Origin of the sequence: Deinococcus gobiensis I-0 (assembly GCF_000252445.1) — a bacterium.
GTDB lineage: Bacteria > Deinococcota > Deinococci > Deinococcales > Deinococcaceae > Deinococcus > Deinococcus gobiensis.
In genome coordinates, this window is the sequence record NC_017806.1 from 36,470 (window position 1) to 54,602 (window position 18,133).

At 55.0% G+C, this 18,133-nt stretch carries 29 protein-coding genes and 1 pseudogene; 18 read left to right on the forward strand and 12 right to left on the reverse strand.

What is annotated here, in order from left to right; genetic code table 11:
- Positions 1-459: 459 nt before the first annotated feature.
- Genes DGO_RS20585 through DGO_RS24995 form a run of 8 tightly spaced genes read right to left on the reverse strand, consistent with a single transcriptional unit; the run spans position 460 to position 2,861 of the window.
- The gene (locus DGO_RS20585) at positions 460-759 is read right to left on the reverse strand and encodes a hypothetical protein (RefSeq protein WP_014695833.1); all 300 of its coding nucleotides are present in this window, start codon (positions 757-759) and stop codon (positions 460-462) included.
- The gene (locus tag DGO_RS20590) at positions 756-1,037 is read right to left on the reverse strand and encodes a hypothetical protein (RefSeq protein WP_014695834.1); all 282 of its coding nucleotides are present in this window, start codon (positions 1,035-1,037) and stop codon (positions 756-758) included. The genes DGO_RS20585 and DGO_RS20590 overlap by 4 nt, the downstream gene beginning before the upstream one ends.
- Positions 1,034-1,285 (reverse strand): hypothetical protein, encoded by a 252-nt coding sequence (locus tag DGO_RS20595; RefSeq protein ID WP_014695835.1) that lies wholly within the window; start codon positions 1,283-1,285, stop codon positions 1,034-1,036. The genes DGO_RS20590 and DGO_RS20595 overlap by 4 nt, the downstream gene beginning before the upstream one ends.
- Positions 1,282-1,728, reverse strand: coding sequence for a hypothetical protein (locus tag DGO_RS20600; protein WP_014695836.1), 447 nt, complete (start codon positions 1,726-1,728; stop codon positions 1,282-1,284). The genes DGO_RS20595 and DGO_RS20600 overlap by 4 nt, the downstream gene beginning before the upstream one ends.
- Positions 1,725-1,892: a hypothetical protein gene (locus DGO_RS24005; RefSeq protein ID WP_014695837.1), complete on the reverse strand. Its 168-nt coding sequence runs from the start codon at positions 1,890-1,892 to the stop codon at positions 1,725-1,727. The genes DGO_RS20600 and DGO_RS24005 overlap by 4 nt, the downstream gene beginning before the upstream one ends.
- On the reverse strand, positions 1,889-2,290 hold the full coding sequence (locus tag DGO_RS20605; RefSeq protein ID WP_014695838.1) for a GIY-YIG nuclease family protein: 402 nt from the start codon (positions 2,288-2,290) through the stop codon (positions 1,889-1,891). Before DGO_RS20605 ends, DGO_RS24005 begins: the two co-directional genes overlap by 4 nt.
- A complete protein-coding gene (locus tag DGO_RS20610) occupies positions 2,287-2,640 on the reverse strand; it encodes a GIY-YIG nuclease family protein (RefSeq protein WP_014695839.1) in 354 nt (117 codons plus the stop codon). The genes DGO_RS20605 and DGO_RS20610 overlap by 4 nt, the downstream gene beginning before the upstream one ends.
- Positions 2,637-2,861, reverse strand: coding sequence for a helix-turn-helix domain-containing protein (locus DGO_RS24995; RefSeq protein WP_014695840.1), 225 nt, complete (start codon positions 2,859-2,861; stop codon positions 2,637-2,639). The genes DGO_RS20610 and DGO_RS24995 overlap by 4 nt, the downstream gene beginning before the upstream one ends.
- 146 nt (positions 2,862-3,007) lie before the next feature.
- On the opposite strand from DGO_RS24995, the gene DGO_RS22825 reads away from it, so the two are divergent.
- The 10 genes from DGO_RS22825 to DGO_RS20630 all read left to right on the forward strand — a co-directional run bounded on the left by DGO_RS22825 (position 3,008) and on the right by DGO_RS20630 (position 7,658).
- Positions 3,008-3,469, forward strand: a complete 462-nt coding sequence (locus DGO_RS22825) for a helix-turn-helix domain-containing protein (RefSeq protein ID WP_014695841.1) — start codon at positions 3,008-3,010, stop codon at positions 3,467-3,469.
- 44 nt (positions 3,470-3,513) lie between these two features.
- The gene (locus tag DGO_RS22830) at positions 3,514-4,416 is read left to right on the forward strand and encodes an ATP-binding protein (RefSeq protein ID WP_014695842.1); all 903 of its coding nucleotides are present in this window, start codon (positions 3,514-3,516) and stop codon (positions 4,414-4,416) included.
- A gap of 11 nt (positions 4,417-4,427) precedes the next feature.
- Positions 4,428-4,793, forward strand: a complete 366-nt coding sequence (locus tag DGO_RS22835; RefSeq protein ID WP_014695843.1) for an STAS-like domain-containing protein — start codon at positions 4,428-4,430, stop codon at positions 4,791-4,793.
- Between the two features lie 27 nt (positions 4,794-4,820).
- Entirely contained in the window at positions 4,821-5,360 is a 540-nt protein-coding gene (locus DGO_RS22840; RefSeq protein WP_169331076.1) for a PIN domain-containing protein, read from the forward strand.
- 204 nt (positions 5,361-5,564) lie between these two features.
- The gene (locus DGO_RS23660; protein WP_145975602.1) at positions 5,565-6,005 is read left to right on the forward strand and encodes a hypothetical protein; all 441 of its coding nucleotides are present in this window, start codon (positions 5,565-5,567) and stop codon (positions 6,003-6,005) included.
- Positions 6,002-6,178 carry a hypothetical protein gene (locus DGO_RS24010; RefSeq protein ID WP_014695846.1) on the forward strand — a complete coding sequence of 59 codons (177 nt, stop codon included), beginning with the start codon at positions 6,002-6,004 and terminating at the stop codon, positions 6,176-6,178. The genes DGO_RS23660 and DGO_RS24010 overlap by 4 nt, the downstream gene beginning before the upstream one ends.
- Complete coding sequence (locus DGO_RS20620) at positions 6,175-6,708, forward strand: hypothetical protein (protein WP_014695847.1); 534 nt, start codon at positions 6,175-6,177, stop codon at positions 6,706-6,708. Before DGO_RS24010 ends, DGO_RS20620 begins: the two co-directional genes overlap by 4 nt.
- A 121-nt stretch (positions 6,709-6,829) precedes the next feature.
- Positions 6,830-6,955 (forward strand): hypothetical protein, encoded by a 126-nt coding sequence (locus tag DGO_RS24730; protein WP_014695848.1) that lies wholly within the window; start codon positions 6,830-6,832, stop codon positions 6,953-6,955.
- Positions 6,952-7,410, forward strand: coding sequence for a hypothetical protein (locus DGO_RS20625; protein ID WP_014695849.1), 459 nt, complete (start codon positions 6,952-6,954; stop codon positions 7,408-7,410). Before DGO_RS24730 ends, DGO_RS20625 begins: the two co-directional genes overlap by 4 nt.
- Positions 7,407-7,658 (forward strand): hypothetical protein, encoded by a 252-nt coding sequence (locus DGO_RS20630; RefSeq protein WP_145975603.1) that lies wholly within the window; start codon positions 7,407-7,409, stop codon positions 7,656-7,658. Before DGO_RS20625 ends, DGO_RS20630 begins: the two co-directional genes overlap by 4 nt.
- Positions 7,659-8,088: 430 nt before the next feature.
- On the opposite strand, the gene DGO_RS22855 is transcribed toward DGO_RS20630, so the two are convergent.
- Positions 8,089-8,754 (reverse strand): hypothetical protein, encoded by a 666-nt coding sequence (locus DGO_RS22855; protein ID WP_014695852.1) that lies wholly within the window; start codon positions 8,752-8,754, stop codon positions 8,089-8,091.
- Between the two features lie 516 nt (positions 8,755-9,270).
- On the opposite strand from DGO_RS22855, the gene DGO_RS22860 reads away from it, so the two are divergent.
- On the forward strand, positions 9,271-10,056 hold the full coding sequence (locus DGO_RS22860; RefSeq protein ID WP_014695853.1) for a hypothetical protein: 786 nt from the start codon (positions 9,271-9,273) through the stop codon (positions 10,054-10,056).
- Between the two features lie 461 nt (positions 10,057-10,517).
- A complete protein-coding gene (locus DGO_RS22865; protein ID WP_145975604.1) occupies positions 10,518-10,898 on the forward strand; it encodes a hypothetical protein in 381 nt (126 codons plus the stop codon).
- 578 nt (positions 10,899-11,476) lie between these two features.
- Here DGO_RS22865 and DGO_RS22875 read toward each other — a convergent pair.
- Complete coding sequence (locus DGO_RS22875) at positions 11,477-14,284, reverse strand: NB-ARC domain-containing protein (RefSeq protein WP_145975605.1); 2,808 nt, start codon at positions 14,282-14,284, stop codon at positions 11,477-11,479.
- A complete protein-coding gene (locus DGO_RS21505) occupies positions 14,278-14,637 on the reverse strand; it encodes an HNH endonuclease (RefSeq protein ID WP_014695857.1) in 360 nt (119 codons plus the stop codon). Before DGO_RS21505 ends, DGO_RS22875 begins: the two co-directional genes overlap by 7 nt.
- Positions 14,638-14,817: 180 nt before the next feature.
- Between DGO_RS21505 and DGO_RS20645 the strand changes: the two genes are divergently transcribed.
- The 4 genes from DGO_RS20645 to DGO_RS20660 all read left to right on the forward strand — a co-directional run bounded on the left by DGO_RS20645 (position 14,818) and on the right by DGO_RS20660 (position 16,619).
- On the forward strand, positions 14,818-15,366 hold the full coding sequence (locus DGO_RS20645; RefSeq protein WP_043805262.1) for a hypothetical protein: 549 nt from the start codon (positions 14,818-14,820) through the stop codon (positions 15,364-15,366).
- Between the two features lie 28 nt (positions 15,367-15,394).
- On the forward strand, positions 15,395-15,961 hold the full coding sequence (locus DGO_RS20650; protein WP_043805264.1) for a hypothetical protein: 567 nt from the start codon (positions 15,395-15,397) through the stop codon (positions 15,959-15,961).
- 58 nt (positions 15,962-16,019) lie between these two features.
- Positions 16,020-16,352 carry a hypothetical protein gene (locus DGO_RS20655; protein WP_014695861.1) on the forward strand — a complete coding sequence of 111 codons (333 nt, stop codon included), beginning with the start codon at positions 16,020-16,022 and terminating at the stop codon, positions 16,350-16,352.
- Positions 16,353-16,418: 66 nt separating this feature from the next.
- The gene (locus DGO_RS20660) at positions 16,419-16,619 is read left to right on the forward strand and encodes a hypothetical protein (protein ID WP_043805266.1); all 201 of its coding nucleotides are present in this window, start codon (positions 16,419-16,421) and stop codon (positions 16,617-16,619) included.
- Positions 16,620-16,802: 183 nt separating this feature from the next.
- On the opposite strand, the pseudogene DGO_RS25000 reads toward DGO_RS20660, so the two are convergent.
- A pseudogene (locus tag DGO_RS25000) lies at positions 16,803-16,898 on the reverse strand (tyrosine-type recombinase/integrase); the annotation flags it as partial.
- A gap of 72 nt (positions 16,899-16,970) precedes the next feature.
- Here DGO_RS25000 and DGO_RS20665 point away from each other — a divergent pair.
- Together DGO_RS20665 and DGO_RS24570 are read left to right on the forward strand one after the other, a co-directional pair.
- Positions 16,971-17,258, forward strand: a complete 288-nt coding sequence (locus DGO_RS20665; protein WP_014686704.1) for a transposase — start codon at positions 16,971-16,973, stop codon at positions 17,256-17,258.
- A 74-nt stretch (positions 17,259-17,332) separates the two neighbouring features.
- Positions 17,333-18,112, forward strand: a complete 780-nt coding sequence (locus tag DGO_RS24570) for an integrase core domain-containing protein (protein ID WP_226991547.1) — start codon at positions 17,333-17,335, stop codon at positions 18,110-18,112.
- Positions 18,113-18,133 lie beyond the last annotated feature (21 nt).

The following is an 18,133-nucleotide window of genomic DNA, read 5'->3' on the forward strand; positions in this document are numbered from 1 at the left end:
TCATGTCCGGATGGTGGCTGTCGTTGGGGTGGCGCGTACGAAGTGGCATGGCGTTTGGCACGAGCGGATGGTGCGTGTACTTGGGGTGACCTCTATCGCGAGCCATGCCTAACGGTGCTTGTCGTTGGGGTGGCGTCCAGCGCTTGGGGTGGCGTCTCTGATCTGCTGACCCCTGTTTTTGCCCACCAGGACGTCTCTTCCGATTTATGAGCATTTGGGGTGACCTCTCATGCAACGCCGTATCTCCCCCCGTTGGGGGTATGGCTTGCGCTGCCTGAAAAGGCCGAGGCGAGGGCCGAACGAGTGGAGTCAAGCCTCCTTCCACGCGCTCTGCGGACACGTCTTGTCCAGCGTGGGCAGGCAGAGCTGGGAGGTCAAGGCGCACCACTTGACACGTGCACTTGGGGTGACCTGGGGGCAGAAGCACTGCGTCTGTCTGCATGTCGTTGGGGTGGCGTCTTATATAGCCACCTGATTCACGCGGCACCAGAGCTCAATATCCAGGTCATCGAGGACCTGTTCGCCGAGCGCCGTGAGGACATAGCGCCAGGCGCGGCCGACGCGTTCGGCAGCGCGGAGGAGACCGGCGCGGCAGAGTTTGGTGGTCGCCTTGCGGACGGCATTGGCCGAGGCCTGCAGGCCGTGGCGTTGCCGGACACGCCCTGCCAGCTCCGCCCGCGACTGGGGCGCCGCACAGGCCATGCGCAGCACCAGGTGCGGCAGCTCACCCACCCGGTGCACTGGCAGGGCGAGATTCATCGGCGTTCCCTCCAGGAGCCGGGCGCGCCACCGTCGACACAGGGCAGCCACCAGCGGATGGCCGTCTCGCCGGGGTGCAGCAGCTCGTCTTCAGGGGTCTGGCAGGCGTACTCGCCGATGCACCACGACTCGCCGCCCTCGTGCCGGCGCCAGCGCTTGCCGATCGTCACGCCGGTCGGAAGAGAGAAGGTGTACTCCAGCAGGTCCGTCATCTCCTGATGCGTGAGGTTCAGCACGGGCCGCTCGGTGCCCCAGGGGTCAAGAGTAGTGCGGGTCATTGCAGGCCCTCCTGCCAGGCCTTGAGGGCGAGGCTGCCGGCACGTTGGCGGCTGTAGTAGATGTCCTGACCAGCGACGTGCACGCGCAGGTGCCCAGCGGCGACCTGTTCGTCGATCACTGCTGCAGCACGGACGGGGGGCATATGCCGCCCCTGCTTGCGGATGCGGTCGACCAGCTGGTAGAGGGTCCCCCCACGGTGGGCCGCCCGCACCACGGCCGCGGCATCGGCATCCAGCCGGGCGGTCATGCGGCACCCGCCAGCTGCTCGAGCACCTGACGCTCCACGTCGGCTGGGAGGTCCTGGATGCTCAGGCTGCCCTTGAGCGGCACCGGCTTGGGCAGCACGCGTACGTTGTCCAGCACCAGGGCGACGGACCCGAAGTACCAGGCCTCCTGGCCGGTCGGGCAGGGGTCGCCGGGCATCAGCAGCCCCGTTACCCGAACGACGAGCGTCACCGCGCCCTGCACCACGTCGGTCTTCTTAAAGGTCCGGCCGGTGAGGCGCTTGAGGTAGGCCACGCCGTCGGGGTCGTGGGTCTGACTGCTCTGGATGGCCAGGTCGTGGCCGACGAGTTTGCGGGCCTGGGTGAGGCGGCCGGGCAGGCGGGCCCAGCGGCCGCGGTTCTCGACCCTCTTGCCGAATCTTGCTATGGCGGTAGGCCAGGGGGTGGAGACGGACAGGAACTTCACGACCCGGCCTCCATGCTTTCCAGGTACTGGGCGTGACGCTCAGAGGCCGCGCTCTGTCCATCAGCTCGGGCGTGAGCCTGTTCATAGCTGGAGCTATAGCCCACGTAGTCGTCATAGGCATCAAGGGTCAGGCAGGTCATGCAGCCGAGGGCGGCGGGCGTCACGAGGCACGCTCTTGGATCAGCACATGTTGCTGGGCACGGACCAGGCAGGCCCGGCCACCCGCGGCTGCGGCCTGGACCTGCTGGAGCTGCCGGCGTCTGTCCCAGGTCTCCGGAGTCCTGATCGGCTGGGTGTTGTAGCCCGTGACCGGGTCGAAGGCGCGCAACTGTTGGGCCCACTGGGCTTCGAGGCGGCGGAGTTCGCCCAGGTCGCCCGTGCGCTGGAGGACGTGGAAGGAGAAGGCATCGGGGCCGTAGGTCTTGAGGTCGGCGCGCAGGGCCTTGTTGCTCCAGTTGCCGCCCTGCCTGGCGCGCTCGTGCTCCTGCTGGCGCCGGCGGAGGTTGTCGGAGGCACCGACGTAGAGGCGGGATGTTGGGGTGACTGGATATATACCTGTCACTTCGCCCCCTGTAACGCTCTGGGTTTTCTGAGCCTGGGAAGGTGATTGACAGGGTCAATACGGCGGATGTTGTAACCCGTCTCAAAGGCACCTAGGCGGTCAGCCCAGAGTTGCTCCAGCTCAGCCAGCTCCTGAGTACTGAAAGTGCGCTGGAGGATGCTGATGCGAAAGACCGTAGGACCATAGGTGGTGATGTCCTGCCGGATATGGGGGTTGTCGGATTGGCCACGAGCCAGATGCGTCTGATGAACCCTGATTCGTCTGTCGACATCAACGCTACCGCCGACGTAGATCCGCCCATTGTCCAAATTCTGGATGGCATAGATGCCAGCTGAGGGAAGCTGGATCATCTCTCGTCAGCATCCCTAATTTCGTCAAAATCACCCAAGCTCAGGCCCAAAACTGGAACCAGCCGCCGTAGGGTTGCGATAGATGGTTCTACAATTCCCGCCTCATAGCGGGAGATCAAAGACTGAAAATCTGTGTCCTTGAAGGCCTGTATGGCTAGCTCCTTCTGTGTCAGGCCTAGCCGATCGCGGGCGGTTTTGAGAGTAATCGCGACTGAGGGCATACCTCAGATTACACAAGTGTAATCTATAATTCAACACTTGACTAACATGATATTTATACATATGCAACTTGTGGATACTGTATGGCGTATAGCCCAGGGTGATACCTAGTTCATCAATGGTCTTTACCGCCACAGGAGGGCGTTCTATGCCACTTACAGCAAGTGTTGCTGGGGAAAGATTAGCTGCATATTTAAAGCGAGCACAGATGCAACAAAAGGACTTAGCTATCCATCTGGGTATTGAACCAAGTTACGTAAGCAGAATGGTAAAAGGCCACGTTAACTGGACTACAGGCCAATATTTTGGGCAAATTGCCTCAAAATTGCATTTACTTGATACGGAAATTAAAGAGCTTAATCAGGCAGTAGTTATAGAAATTGCGACACACGAAGGATCAAGTCAAAGCTTTCGACGTGAAGAATCAGATTTGAGTGAAGAGCTTAAAAAAGCTGTTGAAATATATAAATCGATTGATCCGCTAATTGAAGATTTACATGTACAAATGGCACTAGCGCAAGCAGGAAGCTTCAAGGGTGGTCCAAAAACAACTCAAGAGTGGATCATATATTTTAATGATATTCGTAACTGGCTAAAAAAATCTTCATAATTTGTAGAGTAATTTCTTCTTAAAGTATTATAAGGGGTAAAGCAATGAAAGAAGTTTTTTATGATAATAAAAGGATTATATATATACCAGAAATAAGGACAGATTTTGAAGGATACTCTTATCTATCAAAACTCGATGAAAAAATAAAAAACTATAGTGATTTAGATGAATCTATATCAATTAACCTTGAAAACATGACTTGGATTGATGTAAATATGTGTTCAGTTTTAGGAGCAATAATACAAAAACATAAAAGTAATGGGGCAAAAATCGAAGTCGTAAAAGTAAACAGAAATGTTGAAAATATTTTAAGTAAAAATGGTTTTCTTACTAAATTTATGTCGGGATTTAATATAAAAGATTCTTATGGTACGGTTGTACCATATAGGCGCTATAACTTATCAGATGAATCCAAGTTTCCAGATTATGTTTCTAAGATTTCTAAGGATAGAGAGCGACTGAAGTTTAATCAGAATACTCGATCCTCTCTATTAAATTCTATTTTAGAATTATTTAGTAACTCTGTAATACACTCTGGATCGGGTCTTGGAATATTTGTGTGCGGACAATATTATCCAAATAAGCATACTATTAGATTTACTATAACTGATTTAGGAGTAGGTATAAGAGATAGAGTATCGAGATTTTTATTAAAAGATATATCTGATCAAGATTCAATCTTATGGGCTATCACTAAGCGGAATTCTACAAAATATAATATTCCTGGTGGTTTGGGTTTATCTTTCTTAATAGAATTTGTTACTGCTAATGAAGGTCAGGTAATATTATGTAGCGGCAATGCATATGTTAAGATATCTGAATCTAACCGTGAGATTTTAAATATGAATAGTAGATTTTTAGGAACATCTATCAGTTTAATTATCAATACTGATCGTGATAGTGTCTATCTACCTGTGCAGGAAATCTCAGAGGAAGACCTTTTTTAATGGGGGGATGTATGTCAAAAGAAACTTTTGAGATGAGTATAGTTGGTATTATAAATAATCCTATTTGCACATCTGTAGCAGATGGGGAAAAGGTTTATGATCGAATATGTCCAATTATTGAAGATGGAAATATAGTAAAGTTATCTTTTGCTGGAGTTAGATATATTATCTCGGCTTTCTTGAATCCCGCCTTTGGTAAGCTATATTTGAGATTTGATCAAGACTATATTCGAGAACATCTTAAAGCCGTTAACACTACACCTGAGCAGAGAAGTATCATTAAAGAGGTGGTTGAAAATGCAAAATTCTACGCTGCCTCTAAAGAAGAAGCTAAGGAGGCCAGAATAGATGCATCTGGATTTAAGGATGAAGAATAAATTATGTGTGCACGTAATATAATTTCTTTGCAAGATTTAAATATAGAGCAGGATGTTAGATTAATGTTTGATACAAATGTATGGATGTTCCTCATCGGTCCTCAGATCCCTGAAGATAGAGCTGAAGTGCATGACTACTCGCAACTTCTATCTGATTTACTTCAAAGATCTATAAAAATATTCTGTAGCGACATAATAATATCAGAACTAATAAACCAGCATATCAAATTTAATCTCTCTAGATATAAATCTACTGTAGATAAACGAGCTAGTCCTAAAGAATATAGAAGAAGTCAAAACTTTATAGATGATATTCAGGGAATATTAGCGGCGCTTGAAATTATTAAAATGGAAACTATTATTCTTCCAACCATGTTAGATAATGCTAAATTAGAAAATATGTTTTTAGATATGCAAACAGGAAATAATGACTTTAATGATCTAATAATAGCTCAGACTTGCTTAGAAAATAATATCAAGATAGTTACGCACGATTATGATTATCACGGATATGATTTGGATATCGTTACTGTGAACCAAAGACTACTGTATAGGCCGCAAGTATAGCCTATTCCGTTTGCTGAGTGCGAATCATCAATGGATGATTCGCACTCAATCCTTTTCACAAGTATAATAATTGTAATTTATATTACATGCCTAAGTGGAGCACTATACATATGATACAACTGTATACTAGATTTGAAGACCAATCCCCCCATCTGAACGCCAGTCACAGCGAAATCCAGGGTGGGGGGAATCGGAGCCCCCATCATGCCCCACCCCGCCCCCCGCTTCAACCCGCCCACCGTCCCCTTTGCCCATGCTCCGGCCCGGGCCTGCTCGTGCTGCAGCAAGCCTTTGTCTACGGGCATCGGCTATGAGGTGCCATACATCGGCATCGTCGGCCCCAAGTGCGTGCGCAAGTTCGCGGCCCTTGCCCAGGCGCTGGCCCAGATCGACGGCCTGACCCTGACGCGCGACGACGGCGCAGAGACCCACGCCGCGGCCCACCGCCTCATCTTCACCCTGCGCCTGAAGATTGGCTACGAGGTCCAGATCCTCAGCAACGCCGACGGCAGCAAGACCCTGAAGATCGGCGCCCGCACCCGCAAGCACGCCAAGGTCTGCGTGACCTGGGAAGAGCGCCGTGCCGAGTTCGAGCAGGACCTGAAGCTGGCGAGTGCGCGCCCCACCGGGCAGGTGGCCGCGTGAGTCGCGCCTCCCGGAGGCGTCCCCTGTCCGAGCGCCTTCTGCGCCTGGCACTGCTCGCCAAGGCCCACGAGGTCCAGGCGGAGCCCTGCACGCCCGAGCGGGCCCTGCGGGGACAGCGCGCCGACCACCTCGCGGTCCTGTGCTGGGCGGCCCAGCAGGAGGGTCGGGCGTGAGCGCCTCCATCTTCCCGGAGCCGGAGTGCCGGTGTGGTCGCCTGCTTGATGACGTGGGCCGCTGCGGGCATTGCGACCAGCAGCCCGTCCGGATCTCGGCCTGCACGGGCGACCTGAAGGCCCTGCTGCAGCGGCCAGGCTATGAACGGGGCGACGTCGCCTACGTCATTGCGACTCCAGAGGGGGAGGTCACCCTGCGGACCGTTGCGGACGCTGTGCGGCTCGACATCGACCGGTTCGGCGGTGCGCTGGCCGGGCTGGTCATCAGCGAGACAGTCCTGCTGGACCTGGTGACCGACCTGATGCTGTGCCTGCGCCACGGCGCCCAGGGGCTGTGGGCAGAAGGCCAGCAGCTGCTGACGTTGCCAGACGGGACCGTGCTGCTCAGCGAACAGGCCAGCGGGGTGCGCCTGACGGTGGACCGCCAGGGCGGGGCGGTCGCGTGGGTGACGCTCGACGAGCCGGCCACGCGGGAACTGGTCACCGAGCTGATGCTCAGCCTGCGCCGGCAGCACTGGGGCGCGGCGTGAACGTCTGCTGTGGGATGGAAGGAGCTGAGGCCTTCGCAGCCCCCAGGAAGGAGAGAGGCGGACGATTCGACGGGGACGGGAACTCTGCCCTCTGGGTGTACGGGACCCAAGAGGGGAAGCCATGAGGCTGCTGTTGATCGGCGCGCTGATCTCAAGCGGGGCGCTGGGGGTGGCCGCGCTGCTGTTCGGGGGCCAGCTGTGCCCTTCTCGGAAAGAGATCGCCAACGAAGAGCGGAGGGCTGCATGACACACGAACGATTTCAGTTTGATCCCAACGACATCGCCCTCGTCTGGTCGGGCCTGAACCTGTTGGAGAACCTCTGGGGCGTGGGGGGCCTGAGCCCGGCGCACCTTGCGATGCAGCGGCGCTTCTCGCCGGATCAGGAGCTCGACGTGGTGCAGGCCTTGTTCAAGGGTGAGGAAGTGAGTGCCGTGGTGGAGGCTCTCGCCTATTACCACGCCTTCGCCTCGGCGCAGGGCAACACGGTCCTTGATGGCAACGGCGCCGATATCACGGCTACGACCCGTGAACACAGCCACAGCCTCCTGACGAGGATGCTCCAGAGCGTTGGGATCTATGACGCGGTGCGGGTCAATGGTTACCTGTCGGAGGTGCGCACGTTCGCAGAAGAATACGCCCGTCAGGTGGCGGCGTTCGCGACCGCTGACCCAGCCCCCTGCGTCACTGGGGCTCAGGCATGACTGCCGCTGTAATAAGCCCGGTGGTCGTGGACGTCGTGCGGGTGGAAGAGACTGCGCCCATCTCCGTGGAACACCCCATAAACAGCCGGGGGACGGTGCTCTCGTGGTCCGGGGTGGCCCTGGGCCTGCTCGCGACGGGCGGGGACCAGGTGGGCATGGTGCACGTGCCCCTGATGGTGGCGGCCTTGGTGCTGAGCGCTCTGGGCATATGCCGTTGGTGGCGGGGGGGCCTGCGGTGGGACGCGTGAGCGACGCGGATATTCGGGCTGTCTCTGCTTGCCCTAATGCAGAGGATGGCTCTCGCCCGGATCCCCGCCTGGCCACCCAGGTCCTACGCGATCTTGCGCGGGCCCACGCTGCAGCGGAGCAGGTGGCGGGGTTGTGCGAAGCGGCTCCAGAGGATCTACGGACCGCGATCTTTGGCGAGTTCGACGCGGCCTCCCGGATTGTCGATGCCTACCCTGCGGCGCTGCTCTCGGCTCTGGCCTGCGCTGTCGAGCAGCGATTCGGGGCACTCCCAGGCAGTGAACGGGAGCAGGAGGCCTCCATAAAAAGAAGTCTTGCTTGAAAACCTTTAAATTTCACTACAAAACTATATTTAACTTTGATATCACCAATTTTTATAAGGCAACAAATAGTCAGTGAGATAATTGGAGGGCTAGAAAATAGCTTACTGCATTATAAATTAAGAACTTTGGGTAAACGAATGGATACAACTTCATGTAGAAGAGACGTGGATGATTTTATACGCTGAATCGCGATATATATTTTAGGAGTCTCTTGACCCACTAATCCAGACTCCCACTTATCCAGATGTTTTTCAGTGTAATCTTCTACCTTCCATGTCTGCTCTGACTCAGAAAAATATAGAATTGCGTATGGATTTTCATTTGGCATTCGCATTTGAAATGTGGCTAATAGTTCTCCTTTCATATAGCCCGTAAGTTTCAGCATTCGTTTTTTCGTATGTTCAAAGGCTATTCCATCATGAGAATTATGTAGTTTACATAGTGGCATAAGATAGCAGGTTCCCCCATCTTTAACATAGCCATTGCTATCAGTTGTCATATGACCTCCAACAATAAATTGAGGGTGTGTACTAGATTTTTCAGGAGGATCGTTGGTCACATAGCACTGAGCGTCAGTTATGCCTGTGACGCTTATAAACAATGGTTTCCAATCCTCGTTTTTATGATCAGGAATGCGTTTTGGATCATCTGTACTGCCAATAACGTTATATAGATTTTCAGAAAAATCTACAGCAGATGCTCCAGTACTCTGAAGAGGATGTTGTCTGGCGGCTTCAATAAATTTTAGCACCTGCTCTAGACCTGGAATCTGCATAAACACTCCTAATTAGATAAATGACCTCATACATATTGAAAGACTGATGTATATGAGGAGTAACTAAAATTTAAAGCTATACGCGTTATCTATACGTTAAAAGTGAGATTTTTTAATTTTGAAAGTCTTAGATAACTTAAACGATTAAAAATTATACCCAGTTCATCTTCTAAATTTTATTGTTACATTTTTTACACTATTTATAAATTTTCCCCCCTTTAAATCCATGCACGATAGCATTTAACGACAATTTAATGGCCTATCTACTAGCCTAGCTCTCGAAGCACAGAGTAATGTCTCGTGCTTGACTACACCTTTTGCATCGGTTTGTAGGGCAACTTCTGAATTTCAGAAGTATTCAATGTAGACAGTACTGTTTAAGGGGGGTGAATGAGTATAGATAAATAGAGCGTAGATCAATGTAAGTCAATCTTGATCTATTTTATTGAAAAACTTACATAATCTACTCGTTTTAAAACGTCCATTCTATCTTATCTTCCAAAAGGAGTATCTATTATGGCGCCACTTAAGAAGGCGATTGAAGCTCTTGATCCGGCCCCCGATAAGAAGAACCAGCTCACTTTAGCCTTGAATTTGCTCTCAGAACTATCTGAGCAGAAGGTTGCTCAGTTTACTGAGAAAATTGAAAGTGATCTACGGACAGCTGGTACTATAGAAAATCGAACAGTGCCTGTAACAGAAATTCTCGCTAATCATTCCGAGTATCGTGCCTATGTCAAGTCGGATGCAGGTAAAATCGCAACCGAAGTGATGAGCGCCATGAAGAATTTTTTGGCTGGTGGCTCCGATGCTATTCTCGACGGTATCGGTAAATTGGTTACGACTGGTCTTGAAGCCATTATCGGTGCAGGTTCAGGCTCGCAGCAGGAAATGAAAAGTTATTATATCGTAGTACAGAAGTTTGGCATGGTACGTTTTGATATTCGGGCGTGGTCACGTCAAATCGAGGCGAACGGAATTACGAGTCAGATTGAGACATGCATGGCTATTGTAGCCTACAAGTCTAGTGTAGATGTTAAGAAACTCTCCTTTAACTCTTTCTTAGTACTCTATCAAGACCAGCTCGCAAAAATTGGTATTCCGGAAGCTGATTGGGATAAGTATCTGACTGAAGCCGAGGCGATGTATAAAAAGTTGGGTGGTAATACTGGTAATGACCAAGCTATGGAGATGGAGTCGGCTGTTTATCGTATGGCCCCCGGCTATCTTTACGGTACCCTTTGGGAAGATCTGAGCAAGGACGTGCCTAAGCCGGTCTTGTCTAATCTACTTAAAAACTAGCTTTTTGCTTTGAATGAATTGAAGAGCTTGCCAAAGAGTTACGTATAATCGAGATTGAGATTAAAGAGTGACAAAAGACACCAAAGGGATGGCCTGTATAGGCCGTCCCTAACTCATTTGTATCTATAGAATATCTAATATTATAATTATGAGGCTGAGTCATTTTACTTCTAAACAACACAAGAAGCATGTATTTATTAAATTGATAGACCGGCTTATTATATATTGATAGGGCTGAGATATAAATCTATCTAACGATTTAAAAATCTAAATTCTAGAAATTATATGTGGCATTTCAGACAAATTAAAGAAATATCATCATAAAAAGACGAATAACCGAAGCTTGTTATCAACATGAAGAGAATGAATCGATCTAAGAACTGCTCCTACTTTTCCAATCCATATCTATTGATTAGATAGAAGAATTCATCTTAGAGGTCAATTATCTAATGGGAGAATCCATGTTCAAACCTATGATCGACGTACCGCACGGCGGATTTACGTCTCATAGACGCAAACCTGCGACAAGCTTGGAGGTTCTTGAATTGCTCGTTAATAGAGCAGAGCGGGCTGTGATAGAGCATCCCCACTTGACATTTGCTTACAGGCAAATGGCCGAAACGGAGCAGGCACGGGATCTGCTGACTGAATTGCAGAAGCGCGAAGTCCCTATCAGGTGGCTGATTGGACGCCTAGAAGACGCAGCACGGTTGAATCATATTGCGCGCAATCCCTTGGGTGAGGTACAGGGCCGACTCCAGTGTGCGGTGAACCGTCTTGAGCACGAGGAAGACTTTGTACTCCGCAGAGACTTGCTCAACATCATGATCGGGTCGCGCTGACGGTACGTAAGGTTGGTATAAGTCTGTGGATACGACAGAGCAGATATAGAAAAAATTACGGATAAAATGAGCGAGATATCTATAATCCTTTAAGGAGGTTGTAATGGATAATTCTGCTGCAGGTCCACCCGTGGTCGTCCGCGTCGCCCCAGATGGTCTCCATCTTGAAACTGGAGAAGGACAGGCCCTATTCTATTTCGTCCCTCTACGTGAAAGTACCCCGAAAACACCTGTTCCATGGGGCAGCTCTTGGCCTGTCGGTGTTCGTCAGTGGGTTTTACACTGGCCGCCATTTCTCGGTACGCCCAGTGCTGGTTACGGCGTCCAGACTCGGGAACTTACCCAGCAGTACCGTGGTACCAAGGAACAGCCCGATCCGGACTATCCTGGCTATCAGGTGTTGTACCGCGGCTGGCCTCTGTATACCTGTGACCTTACCCGCGAACTGGTGCCTGACCCTGTCCCTGGTCTCTGGGAACGAGCTTCTGTGAACCTTCAGGCATTTCGCTTTCCAGAAGACGACGATGACGCGCTCCCAGGTGATCCGCCCCGACCCATCGGCGGACCCTGACACTTTCTTAAACTACGGGTGGCTGGACCTCCAATTGGATCAGTAGTTGGAGGCTCAGCCACACATCAAGAGGCGGGGTAGGTGCCAAAGCATCGGCTGACAGCTGCGACAGCAGGTCGAGAAAAAGACGATTCTGGTATGGGGTAAGCCGGGTTGGGTGCCAGGTCCGCAGCCATAAGGGAGCTCTGCCCCCCTGCTGACGCGTGATGGCCTCGGCGTAAAACAGCAGGGCATCTGTAATTCCCTCAGCGTGTCGAGCGGCGCAGGCCTGCCGCAGACCGTGAAGCAGAGTCTGAAGTCCTGAGGTATAGAGCCCCTGCCACGCCTGGGCTCGACCGACCATTAACAGAGCACTGATCTCAAACGCCAGCTCTCTCCGTTCCCGAGCGGCCTGATATGCCAAAGTCGCCGATTCCTGAGCCTGAAGCGCGTGGCCCAGTGTCAGAGCGGTACAAGCCAAATAGAGATGAAGATAGAGTGGAACGGGCAGCATCAACTCCGTGAGTCGAGTGATTTGACCATTCAGGAGCTCAAAAGCCATCTCTACATCGCCACGTTCTATACGGAACAGTTGAATATAGGCCCACCCTCCGATCAATGGATTGCGGCGCTCCTCATCACCCAGGCGAGTACACAGACTGAGGGCGCGCAGGTAGTTGACTGCGCTTGCGGCGGCGTCTGGTTGAGTGGCAGCTAGATTGCCGAGGTAAGTGATCTGGCGTGAAATGTCACCCATATGTATAGCCCCGTCCAGTGCCCGTGAGAAGTGAACCTCGGCCCGCGCCGCGTCCTGTTGTAATGAGGCGACATTTCCTAATGTATTTTCGAGCGGCATCCGCACAGACCAAGCGTCCAAGGGGAGGAGATTCAGAGCCCGCTCAGCCCATTGCTGGGCTTCGTCCAGAAGGTTGAGACGGGAAGCGAACCAAGCCGCGCCGGCTAGCAGAGCGGGCTGCGTCTCAGATGTGCCGCTGAGACCAAGCAGGTCTAGGTACAAATTCAGGGCTGGCTGGTACTGCGCTGCTGTCTCATAGAACAGTAGGGTGCTGTTCAGTGCACCAGACAGTTCTGGTGCGCTGTGCTCTACCCCCCAGCGCAGCGCAGCGTGGATATCCTGTTCATGAACCACTCCCCAGGTCCGAACGACTGGGTCAGCCCACAACTCTGCCCGGTCATTCATGGCATTTAAGATCACATGAGCGGCGTAGGCCTGTGCAGCGGCGCGCTGCTCCGGACTCTGGGCATACCGGGCATAGGCAGCGACCAGTGGCACCCACCGGAACTGTCCGTCTCCACATTTCTCCAGAAAAGCGAGGTCATGAAGCCGGGCCAGGAGGGCTGGAGGAATACTCAGCGCTTCTGCCAACTCTGCCCCGAAGGGCGTATGTAAGGCGCTGAGGGCCTGGACGCCGTTCCGTTCCACCACAGTCAGGCGCGCAGCCGTGCTGCGCCAGATCTCTTGCATGCCTGTCATTCCAGAAGCGGAGGAGTCGGTCTCCAAGGCACGCAGATCGTGGGTCAGGGCCTGCCGGAGCTGTGCAGAGGAAAGTGTGCGGCGCAGCCGCCCAACTTGCAGGAGAGCAAAGGGAAGCGCACTGACGAGACGGCATAGTGCGTCTAGCTGATCTTCCTCCCCTTCTTGCAGATCTTCCTGTTCGGCACCCTGGGCCAGGAGTTGCCGGGCTGGATGGGTCTTCCCCAGTGGGCCTTCCGGGAGTTGGAAACCGCGGAGCAATAGGGTCTGCTCACGGCTCAGTCCCTGAGCACTTCGCGCTGTTAAGAGGAGGTGGATGAGAGGAAATTGCTGATTGAATTGGTGCAAAGACGCAAGCTGAGGACCCAGGTCATCCGCACCGTCTAAAACAATCAGCACCCGCCGCCCTGCAAGCCTCTGCGCCAACGTGTCTGATGTTACAGGTGCACTCAACCCGAGGTGTTCACTGACGCGCTCTATCAGGGCATCTGACGTCCCGTGGTCCGCCGCGATCCACACCATCTCATGAAAGTGCAGGCGGAGACCGGGATGGGCAAAAACTGCCCTGGCCAAGCTCGTCTTGCCGCTGCCTCCCAACCCATGAATAGTGACTAAGCGTGACACAGGGATATAGCGCAGAAGCCATTCCATCTCTGAGCTACGCCCTACGAACAGATCTGAGGAGGAAAGTGAGCGCGCCAGGGGAGACATGAGACTGGCCTGAGCTTGTTCAGGACTCAAAGAGGGCAGTGGGAGGTCATAGGGGGCCAGCAGCAGTTCATAGGCGGGATCGTTGGCTGCCCGTAGGAGGCGGTAGGCACGTTCCAACAGGGGCAATGACGAAACTTCGGTGAGGATGCCCAACGCTTGGGCCGCGTAGGCCGCTCCCTGTGCCCAATTACCAGTGCTGGCTGCCGCTTCACCCAGTCCTAGGGCCGCCTGGGCTGCGCGGGAGGCGAGGTAATCGCGGGTCTGCCCCCACCACTCTTCGAGTTCCGCGCCGTGCTGGCCCCAACCGGGGAGGAAGGGGCCCTTATAAAAGGAGAGCGCGTCGGCATAGCGCTGCTCCTGTACGGCCTGCAACATGAGTGCCGCGTCACATTGCAGCTCAACACGCACCTGTTCGCCCTCGACGATGATCTGATCTGGTAGTACCGTGCGCAATTGACTCAAGGTGACTCGCAGGCTGTTCCCAGCCTCCGTGCTGTCATTCCAGAAAAGGGTACGGAGTTGCCGCCGGGTTGTTGGGCCTTCTAGGACGAGATAGGCGAGCAGGGTGAGGGGTTTGGCGCGCCCGAAAGCGTTGTCTATGAGCTCCAAGTTCCCCAGCGTTCTCAACACCACCTGATTCTACGCGCCGCCGTAGTTCTCTTAGACCTCTGGACCGGCAGAATGCCGTCGAAGAGGGTCCCCTTACGCTCTTCTTTGACGCCCTGGAGGAGCTCGGGGAAGAGGAAGGCCATGCCGCGTTTCTCACAGCGGAGGTGATGCTCGACATGGGCGTGGTAGGCCTGGGAGGGTAAGACGAGGAGGTTGTCGGGATGGTTGTTGGTGCTGTCGCCATCGCGGTGGTGGATGATCTCGCCCGGGAGCAGGGGGCGGCCGAGGCGCTCAGCAGCGATGACGCGGTGAGCCCGGGTGACTTTCCCGGTGGTCTTGTCTTTTTTGGTGGCGTATCGCTTTTGCCGGCGCATACGTCAGTCTGCCTGACCGTCCTTGCCACAGCTCTGCTCACAAGGGAGAGCAAGCTCCGCTAGGGTGCAGGAGTACCCGACGACGTATTCATCCAGGTCCGCGCCATCCACGCGCTCCTCGAACTTGTTCGCCTCCCCACGACTCTCAACCATCAACGCCGACCCTTCCTGCGCCTCCGTGTGAACTGGCCCCGGATTCTGGATATCGCGCTCGTATTGACCACCGGCACGGTCTACGCCCTGGCCAATCTCAAGGCCCCGGATCTGATGGTCGGGATCCTAGGCTTGGTAGTCCTCGTCTTCTTTATGGTCAGGTTAGTGCTTTACCGAATGGAGTATCTCCGTCAGGCCGGCGCAGCAGATCCGGAGGCCCATAGCGCTCTGATGGAACGGAGTGCCCGTGAACTCACGACGGCACAGCGGCTCCAGGCGTTTGACGTCAAAGCCCTGGAGTATGTCCTGTCGGAATATGACAGTCAGCTCGAAGCGGTGGACCGGTACGCCAATCTTTGGCTTGGACCGGCACGGGTTGGCGGCGTGATCGGCTTCGCTGCCTTGCTCCTTGAAGTCTATCCAGCACTCCAGAAGCTCACGGGCGCCTGGGCACTTTCGCTGTTGGCCCTCCCTTTCGGTCTGGGATTGGGTGGCTTTCTCGGGGTGGGATCGTTCGACGGTCGCCGCCGTGCTCGGGCTTTGTTGGCTCGCGCTACGGCACTCAAGCGATCCTGAGTTTCCAGAAATTTTCGCGCTGGAGGGGATGTCGAGCGAAGCCTTCAAAGGCATGGTGGACCGGAGTATGGAGAAAGTACAGGTGCGCCAGGCGCTCTACGTGTTGGAGGCCCTGAGTAGTGAGTACGGCGTGACCCGGCTGGCGTTGGTGCAGGGTGCAATTAAGACGATCGCCGATGCCAGTGATGGGGCATTGATCATCAAGGCAGATGACGATCTGATCCTGCCCGAGGTGGATGAGGGGGACTGGAAGGAAGAAGAACGGGTGCGGGTGGCGGCGTTGCGTGACCTGCTGCCAGCGCCCGCCGAGGCGCTTGACCTGATGTCCGGGATGTACCTCGCCTCAGAGTTGGATGACCGACTGGGCGGCGTGCTTGAGGTCGTGGTGTCAGAGGTGGTGGGCTTCGAACTCAGCGAGGGGTACCTGGGTACTTGCAACCACGAAGCGCTGCTGGAGATGTGGCAGAGCGCGGGGTTGCCGCAGGAGCCGAACGCGGCGGACGAGTACCTGCGGGCGATGCTCTTGGAAGAGTGGCCAGCCCTCAAGGCCCGTGGCTGGATGCCGGCGCCGCTGCTCGCGACGGCTGCTGACTGACCCCTCGACGTGGGGTTGCGCTCGAGGGCGTGGCCCCCTTCTCTTGACAAGGAGCACCATGACGGCCACCCAGAATGTGGACTACACCTATGAGCTGACCCTGCCGCAGATCCTGCGCGAGGGAATGGACCGCCACGGCGACCGGGCCTACGTGGCGCTCGGCGCCGCGATCTCGGCGGTGCACGGGTTGTCACCCACGACGCCCTGCCGGGTGCGGGTGACGTACGGGAATGAGTTCAGCGTGGAGGTACGTGGCCCGAAGGCGCTGCGCCGTCCGAGCCATCAGGCGATCACGACGGCCGTCATCGGGGCATGGGCTTCGTGCGCGGTGCTCCTCGCGGACCAGGTGACGGCCGTGGACTTCAAGCGGCCGAGGGTGCCGGATGCGTGACGCGGTGTGCTCGGTCGACGTGGCCGCCCTGTGGCGGAGGCGCGCTGCACTCCTCAAGAGATTGAAGTGAGGGAAAAAACCGTGGGCGTGGCTCGGAAAATGCTGACCAGTGACGACACACCTGAGCGGTTGGAGGTGGACGCCCGGCTGGCAGTGCAGGTGCTTCGGGATCTGGGGCGGGTGCATGCGGCGGGGGAGCATCTGGCGTCGCTCGATCCGTTCACGCAGATGGGTGAGCACGAGGCGGCAGCGGAGGCATTCGAGTAGGCGGCCGGGGTGCTCGACGAGTACCCCTCGGCTCTCCTCCTGGCACTCGCGGTGGAGGTGCAGCAGGTGCTTGGAGCACTACCGGGGAGCGAGCGGGAACACGAGGCCTCTCCCATCCGGAGCCAGGCGTAAGAGGTCTGCTGAGGGACCGCACTCCTGGAAGTGCGGACTCTCGGCAGACCTCTAAAAGTTTTCGACTTCCGCCGCGACGTCGTTGCGTCTGACCGCCACATATCGGCGGGTCGTGTCGACCGACGAGTGCCCGAGGAAGAGACTCACCGGTAATGCTCCAGAGATGACTTCCAGAACCTGACCCTTGTGATGCGAGGGACGAGCAGACTGGAGATCACTATGGGAAAGCAGAGAAAAGTCTGGAGCACGGACGTCAAAGAAGCCATCGTCCTGAGCGTGCTGCGGGGAGATCTCGGGGTCGCGGAAGCGGCCCGTCAGCACAGGGTCAACGAAAGTCTGATCCATACCTGGAAAACTCAGTTCCTAGAAGCCGGACGCGCCCGGCTCGCGGGCGACCGACAGGACCAGGGTGTCACCACCCTGGAACGCGAGAATGACCGTCTAAAGCGCATCCTGGCGGAAAAGGAACTGGAGCTCGACATCTCGCGAAAAGTGCGGCGGCTCTGACACTGGACGAGCTGATCGTTCTCTGGCAGAGCCGACCCCAACTCAGCCTGCGGCGGTTCGCGCAGTATGCCGGCGTGCCGTACTGGCGGCTCCGGGACCATCAGCACAGCGCGTCGACGCGCTGTGCCAGGCAAGAGCACCGTGATGCGCTGTACGAGAAGGTGCGCCAGGCGGCACTGCAACACCCGACCTCCGGGTATCGGCTGCTGTACCAGGAATTCAAGGCCCAGGGCGAAGAGATTGGATTACACAAGATTCGCGTGGCCTTGGGCGAGTTGCATCTCCACCCACCGCTGCCACGGAAAACTCGGAAACCTTCGGAGAAGGTTTCCACGCCACAGGATTGGCCCGCAGGTCGACGGGTGCAGATCGACGCGACCCGTCTTTCCTTACCCGATGGGGTCTGCTGGATCTACTTCGTGCTGGACGTCCCTTCACGGGTAGTCCTGGCCAGCCGGGTGGTCCGGAGCCTGTCAATGCACCTCGCCAAGCTGACGCTTGACGAAGCGGTTGGTGTGCTGCGTGCTCAGGGGCACCACGAGACTCTCGTGGTGCAGAGCGATGGAGGCAGTGATTTCACCAGTGACCTCTTTCAACAGAGCTGTTTGAAATACGGCAGCTGGGTGCGCTGCAAGGTCTCCCAGCCGGGGGGAACCGGACTCCTGGAACGCCTCAACCGGACCTACAAGTATCAGTTTGCCTTCCGCCAGGACTGGCAGTCCATGGCCGATGTCCGGACCGCCATGCCGGACTTTCACCGCTGGTACAACCACGAGCGCCGTCATTCGGCGCTCGACTACGCCACGCCTTGGTCTACACTCACTTCATCGGCAAACGCTCGCAACGCCGCTTGAAGTCAAACCTGGAGCATTACC